Source organism: Metamycoplasma auris, from assembly GCF_003253435.1.
GTDB classification, from domain to species: Bacteria; Bacillota_I; Bacilli_A; order Mycoplasmatales; family Metamycoplasmataceae; genus Metamycoplasma; species Metamycoplasma auris.
In genome coordinates this window covers 1-7,177 of record NZ_QKUB01000014.1, presented here as the reverse complement: position 1 = coordinate 7,177, position 7,177 = coordinate 1, and the positions used below count along the sequence as shown (strand labels likewise).

Below are 7,177 nucleotides of genomic sequence, written 5' to 3'. Positions count from 1 at the left end.
ATAAAGTGATCCCGGGAGAGACAATTATTCATACTGACCAGGGACTCCATTATCAACATCATTCTTTTTCTAAAGTTTTAGAAAATGCTAATGTCACTCAAAGTATGTCAAGAAAGGGCAACTGTTTAGACAATGCCTCAATAGAAAATCTTATAGGAATTATGAAAAAAGAAATGTTTTATAATCGAAAAATTGAAAGTATAGAAGAGCTTACTGATAAAATAGACAGTTATATCGCCTGATATAACGCGGAACGAATTAGTTATAAAACCGCTGGGTTGTCCCCAATTAAATTTAGGGACAACCACAGCAGTTAAACATTCCGGTTTTTGGGGGACTCTGCAAAGCTTATTTGATGAAAATAATTTTTTTTTGCTAATATTTATATATCAAAATTTTAATATTTTATGGAGACAAATTAAATGGGCCTCGCCTGGTGGCAATTTACACTTTTAATATTTTTAATGATAATTTTACTTGTTTGTTCAGCAATTTTTTCAGCCTGTGAAACGGCTTATACTTCCCTTTCGAGAGCTAAAATTGAAACGATGATTGAAAAGAAAGTTAAATGTGCAAAAATTATTGAAAAACAACATAGATTTTTCAATCGAACTGTTGGGACTATTCTTATTGCAAATAACTTAGTAAATATTGGTTCATCTGCACTTTTGGTTTATTTGTTAACAATAGCATTTGGTGCAGATAAAGCTGGTCTTGCTTCAATTATATCAACTGTAGTAATGACGCCGATTATTGTTTTGTTTGCTGAAATTGTACCAAAGTTATTTGCAAAAGCAATGCCAGAACAAACTGTTAAATCATTCTACTGATTCATTGAGATGTTATATTGAATCTTCATTCCATTTACATATCCAATTTCAAAAATTGGTAAAAAAATTTATATAACCAATACTGAAGAGGAAGTTAAGAATCTTTTAAATATTGCTCAAGATGAAGGTGTACTTGAAATTAATGAATCAGCAATGGCACAAAACGTTTTGAACCTTGATTCAACGAAAGTAGCACAACATTACATAAAGTTAAAAAATGTTGATTTTATTAATTACAAAGCATCGATGCAAGATGCACTAAAGATGTTTAAAGAAACTAATTATTCAAGAATTCCTGTCGAAAAAGATGGGGAACTAATTGGTATTCTATTACTTAAGGATATTTTCTTCTTAACAAGAGGAAATATTATGAACTATATTAAAACAGTTCCTAAGATCTCAACTAACTCAATTCTTTCAGTTGCACTTGAAAAGATGCGTAAATCAAGAGCACAAATGGCCTTTGTTACTGAAAGTAATAATAGCGACAAACCAATTGGGATTATTACAATTGAAGATATTCTTGAAGAAGTAGTTGGTGAAATCTATGATGAATATGACACTGATGAATTAATTTATGAAATTAGTTTAGAATGTTGTGAAGCAAAGGGAATTGTGCGTATGAAAGCCCTTTGAAAACAGTTAGAACTAGATGAATATCTTGAATATGAACTAAGCGAAAAAGAAAAAAATCAAACTCTATCCCAATGATTAGAAGAAAAAATTGGACATCCTTTGAGAAAGAATTCAAAATATGTTTTAGATGATAAGGTATATTTTAGAGTTCTTGAAAGAAAATCAAAAGAAAAAAAATATGATTATATTGAGATTGATTGAAGTAATTAGTTAGAATAGCATTCTTTTTAAGAAATGAAATTTTAAAAATAGCATAAGGTAAATAAGCAAAACCATATGCTATTTTTTTATTTTTTTTCTAATTTAGACATAAGGAAACTTAAATTCTATGGGATTGAAATTAATTTAATAAAGATTGATTTTAATTAATTTTTTTTGATTATTTAAAGTAATTGATGATATTTATTAGTGTAATAGTATCATATTCCAACAAAAAGTAATAAAAGCGTGTAATATGGTAGATGTAGCAATATAAATAATCATTAATTAATTGAATTAAATTGAAAAGTTCAATCATTTAATTGAAGATATTGTTATGAGTTTGGAATTAAATATTAAAAGCATTATTGAAAAATGAAACATTTTAAAACTAAACTAGATTTATAAAATTAAGGAAAATAAAAAAAGTATGAAAAAGGCAAATAAGATTCTTTTAACAATAACATCATTAGCTTCAATCACTGCAATTCCATTAATTGCAGCCAAATGTGACAATACAAATAAGAATTCAAATGATAATGATAGTTCTAAAGATCCACAAAATGATTTTAAAGTTGATAAGATCGATGACAAAATCAAAAAGATGGATGCATATAAGGTATTTCAAGACTTTATCTATTCAACTAGAGCTAGGATTGCAGGCAATGTCTTCAATTTTGATCAAAGCATTTTAGATATTAGTGAATCTGGAATTAAGAAAGGATTTAAATTAAATGGCAATCAAAAACTAACAAGCAAAGTTTTTGCAAATAAAGTTCTTCATCCATATGATCCAAAAAATCCAATTATTGATATGAAAAAGAATGATAAATTCAATCTAGGAAACTATCGTGCATATCAATTATTAATTGAAAAGATCAAACAAATGGGATACAAAAATAATAATCCAGATGAAATTGAATATCCTACTCAAAATAAAATTGAAGAAGTTGAGCAAGAAATAAATGGCAAGAAAATAAAGATAGGTAAGGCCACAGCTCAAAATGGCACAGAATTTGTTACTGGAAGTACAGTACAAAAAGAAATTCCTGTAACAGTATTTAAATCAGATAATGAATTTGTTAAGAAAATTGAAGCAAAACTAAAAGAAGATGGATTTTTAACTCATGGGTTTCTATTCACAAGAACACCATGAGATAATAAAACTGCGCCCGAATTTAATAATGTTGGAAATAATGTAATTGTAACAATCAATCCAACGGGTGAAAATAAAAATGATGTAAAAGACTTTTTCATTGTCTCACATTATGACTCAATGAATAATGTGGGACCAAAAGGTGTTTCATGAGGGGCATCAGATAATGCTACTTCAGTTTCAGTTAATCTAAGAATATTAAAATACTTTTCAAATATAAAAAATAGAAATAAATTAGGTGTGAGATTACATATTGTTTTTGCTGATGCAGAAGAATTAGGATTCTTTGGATCAGAAGCATTTGTTCATAACTTTCTTTCCGAAAGAAGTGGACAAATGACTGAGATGCAAAAAAATTCTTTAGGAATGATTAATATGGATACAGTAGCCGGTGGAGATGTATTGCATGTCCATGGACCAGATTCAAGGGTAGCTAAAACAAATAAAAATGCAAATGTTTCACAACATTTACGTGACCAAATTCATACAATTTCAAGACAAAGAAGTCTAAGATTAAATGATATTAATCAAGAGTTGAATATCCATCCAATGTATGAACCAGGCGGTTTTAGAGCTGGTGAAACTGGGGATTTCTCAGATCATGCGCCATATTATTTAAAAGCGAAAATGCCAATCGCTAACATTGAAGCAACTAATTATTCAATTTATGCTCCAAGTACAGGTGAATATGATGGTTACTCGATGACAACCAACCCAAATGCATGATTAAGAAAAGTAGAAAAGAAAGATAAAGATGGCAAAGTTAGCTATGAATTGCAACCTACACCATTGATTGAAACAATCATTGGTGATGGGACACTAAAAACATATAAATTTGATGAAAAGAAATATAAGAAATCTGACTTTGCAGTTACTGGAAATATATGACACAGTGACTTGGATACTCCACAATGATTTGATGATAATTTTGGGGCTAAATACTATCATCAACTAGATACAACATATGAAACTGTAATATCTTATTTAGTATCTAATTGACAATATCAAACACAAAAAGATGGCAAGCAAAAAGTTGTATACTTTGAATAACTAATTAAGTCTTTTAAAACTCTGAGAAATACTTAAACTCAGAGTTTTTTTATTGTTAATTTATATCTCATCTAAAACTGTTTTTTGTGTTTTAAATATATTAAAATTAAATATAAATAATAGATACTTATCATTTAAAAATATAGTATTTTTATAATTGTTAATTTAGGATAATAGGATAAAAAATAAAGATGGAAAAAATAAAATTTATAATTTTGAATCAACACACAATTGAACTAGCAGAGGATGCAAAAAAAGGCGACATCATTGATCTATCAAATGCTGAGTCGATTGATTTATCAATCATATTGGATCAAATTAATAACGCAAAAGATAGAGTTTACGAAAAAAAACTTAAAGAAAATAGTGAAATATTAAAATCAGTATTCGAATCTAAACTTAAAGAGCAATTAGCTAATCAATCTTTAATATTTGAGGAAGAAAAAAAGGGTAAAGATCTTGAAATCGAAAAACTAAATACTCAAATTATAGAAATAAATAAGTCGATTGAAGAAAAAATTACATCTAAGGAAAAAGAGATTAGTTTAATTAAGCAAAATGAGATTGATAATCTAAAAGAACAAATTCTAAATTTCAACAATGAGTTAGATAAAAGACAACAAGATTTAGAGATGCAATATGAAACACAAATAGCTAAGTTAACTTTAGGTTTTAGTGAACAAAGAAATAATTTAGAAACGGAATTAAAAGATGTAAAGCATCAATTAGAAACAATTGAATTGAATCATGCTAATCAATTAATAACATCAAGTCAAGCAAAGGATTTAGAGATTCAAACACTATCTAGGGAAAATGAACAATTAAAACGTGAGAAGTTATCTAAGAATATAAAAATAATTGGTGAAGATTTAGAAAATTATTGCCTAAATGAATTTAACAATGTTTCTACATATGCATTCAAAACTTCAACATTTGAAAAAGATACAATTGCAATCAAAAATAATGGTGATATGAAGGCAACCAAAGGAGACTTTATATTTAAAGTCTATGCTGAAGAAGAAAAACAAAACCTCTTGCTTGGTGTTATGTGTGAAATGAAGAGTGAATTATTAAATTCTGAAAATAAAAAGAAAAATCATGAACACTACAAGAAACTAAATGATGATCGAGATAAAAAGAATTTAGATTATGCTTTACTAGTAAGTGAACTTGAATATCAAAATACTGATTGATTGATTTATAGAGTTCAAGAATATAATAATATGTTTGTTGTAAGACCTCCATACTTTACAATTATGCTAGGAGTACTAGAAACAATAGCCTTAAAATATAAAGATTTAAAATTAAGTAAAATTAATGAGGAATTAAGCTTCAAAGAAAAGAATGATATTCTTAATGAATTTGAAGAATTTAAAAATAACTTGCTTAATAATGCTCTAAAAAATATTGATAGCCATGTTAAGAATATTAGAAATTCAGCTGAAAAAATTCATAATGAAGCATCTAAGATTTTAGAAAGTACAAGAATTATTGTTGAAAGTCACTTAAGAACAGTTGAAAACAAAATTAACGATTTTAAAATTGAATCCTTAACTAAAAGAATTGAAAATATTACTGAGTAATTCTTATCCTTTATCTATAAAATGGCCAAAAGCGGCCATTTTTTTAATTTTTTATACTAAAAAATAATCAAAATCAAAAAAAAAAAAAAAAGTGGGTATTATTTTTTCATCAAACTTTTAACCTTAATAATATCAATTAATGAAAGAATTTATATTTATGAAAAAATTAAACAAAATCCTAATTTCTTTTAGTTCTATTATATCTTTAGCAACTTTTCCTTTAGTTGCAGCCTCATGTAAAAAGAAAATTAAACAAGAAGAAAAAACTAATAATGATTCTTCATCTAATTCATCAATCAATGATAATAATTCAAATCATGAAAATTCACACAATCATCAAGCTGATGATCCAAATGCGAATGCAAATGGCGGAACTTATAAGATAGATACTCCAAATGATGAAGAAATTAGAAAGATGGAAGAAGAAAATGCAAAAGATTTAGAAGATGTTGAAAAACTAAAAGAAATAATCAAAGAACATAAGGATGCCTTTGGTTCATTCCATACCCAACAAGACTTTTTAGATCAAATAAATGTTTATGCAAATGAAAAAGGAATTAAAGATTTAAAACTAGTTAATGAAGATGATAAGAATAAACATCTTTTAGTTGATACTGAAGGAAATAAGAATAATAAAATTCATCTACAATTAAGATCACAGCAGTTTGAAGTTAAATTAGGAAAAGTTTTAGAGAATAGAGTAATTACAAAATATTATATTTCTGGCAATGATACAAATATATTAACTAATGATGTAAATAATTGAAACAGTCAAAATAAAAAATCAAATGAAAAAATTATCATAACACAACTAGGATATTTCTATAATGATAAACAGGGGAATAATAAGAATATAACTCTAACTCCACTTCCTAACTATACAATTAAAGTTCCAATTCATCTACCTAAAAAAATAAGTTCTTTATACCTATCATTTTATAATCTAAAATCTGAAAGTATAGAAAACCTAGATAAATGAATGACAAAGAACATTATTATGGGCGAACAAGCATTTTATTATGCCATTAATTTCAATCAAGATTTAAGTAATTGAGATATGTCAAACCTAAAAAACTCAAAAGAGTTCTTTAAGGGTGCTAATAAATTAGAACATATTGATAAAATTGCTTCATCTTGAAAAATTAACAAAGATAAACTAAAATAGACATATAACTAATATTAATAAAAAATAGGCCTCAATAATTGTTAGTGCCTATTTTATTTTTAATAATAAATTACGATATGACCTTTCTTGTGTATGATTAGAAATGCAAATAGTTAATGAACGTGTTTTATAGGAACTAAGAGAAAGAAACTTAAAGATAATAATTGAACAATTAAGTTTGCATCTCTTTATTGAATATAAGAAACATTGTGATATTGCCTTAATGAAATAGATAATATTGTTAAAAAAAATAAGAAAAAATAAAATGCATCCATAATTTCTTCATCAAACTTAAAAGAAATTTCTAATGTTTATAAAATTAAATTATCTATAAATATTAAATTAGGAAAGAAAAAAAATATATAGAGCAACTTATATGGCATAAGTTTTTGTCATACTATAGAACTTCTCATTTTAATTTGTGTTTTAATTTCTTTAATTTTAGTCATATCTTGTGTTTTATAACTAACGCTTGAGAACAGTGAAAACTAAGTGATATTGTTCAATATAAAACCTCATTAATGACATATAAAGATCTAATTTTATATGGAAAATATGA

The 7,177-nt window shown here is 26.3% G+C and carries 5 protein-coding genes; all 5 read left to right on the top strand.

All coding sequences use genetic code 4. The features are described 5' to 3' along the window. Nucleotides 1-317, top strand: a 317-nt coding sequence (locus BCF89_RS03140; RefSeq protein WP_146236474.1) for an IS3 family transposase, incomplete at its 5' end; no start/stop codon positions are given. A 105-nt stretch (nt 318-422) separates the two neighbouring features. Then, on the top strand, nt 423-1,676 hold the full coding sequence (locus BCF89_RS08665) for a hemolysin family protein (protein ID WP_111518903.1): 1,254 nt from the start codon (nt 423-425) through the stop codon (nt 1,674-1,676). A 418-nt stretch (nt 1,677-2,094) separates the two neighbouring features. Further along, nucleotides 2,095-3,870, top strand: a complete 1,776-nt coding sequence (locus tag BCF89_RS08660; RefSeq protein WP_111518901.1) for a M28 family peptidase — start codon at nt 2,095-2,097, stop codon at nt 3,868-3,870. Nucleotides 3,871-4,061: 191 nt separating this feature from the next. After that, nucleotides 4,062-5,453 carry a DUF2130 domain-containing protein gene (locus tag BCF89_RS03125; protein WP_111518899.1) on the top strand — a complete coding sequence of 464 codons (1,392 nt, stop codon included), beginning with the start codon at nt 4,062-4,064 and terminating at the stop codon, nt 5,451-5,453. Nucleotides 5,454-5,610: 157 nt separating this feature from the next. Next, the gene (locus tag BCF89_RS08655; protein ID WP_111518897.1) at nt 5,611-6,618 is read left to right on the top strand and encodes a BspA family leucine-rich repeat surface protein; all 1,008 of its coding nucleotides are present in this window, start codon (nt 5,611-5,613) and stop codon (nt 6,616-6,618) included. The last annotated feature ends 559 nt before the right edge of the window (nt 6,619-7,177 follow it).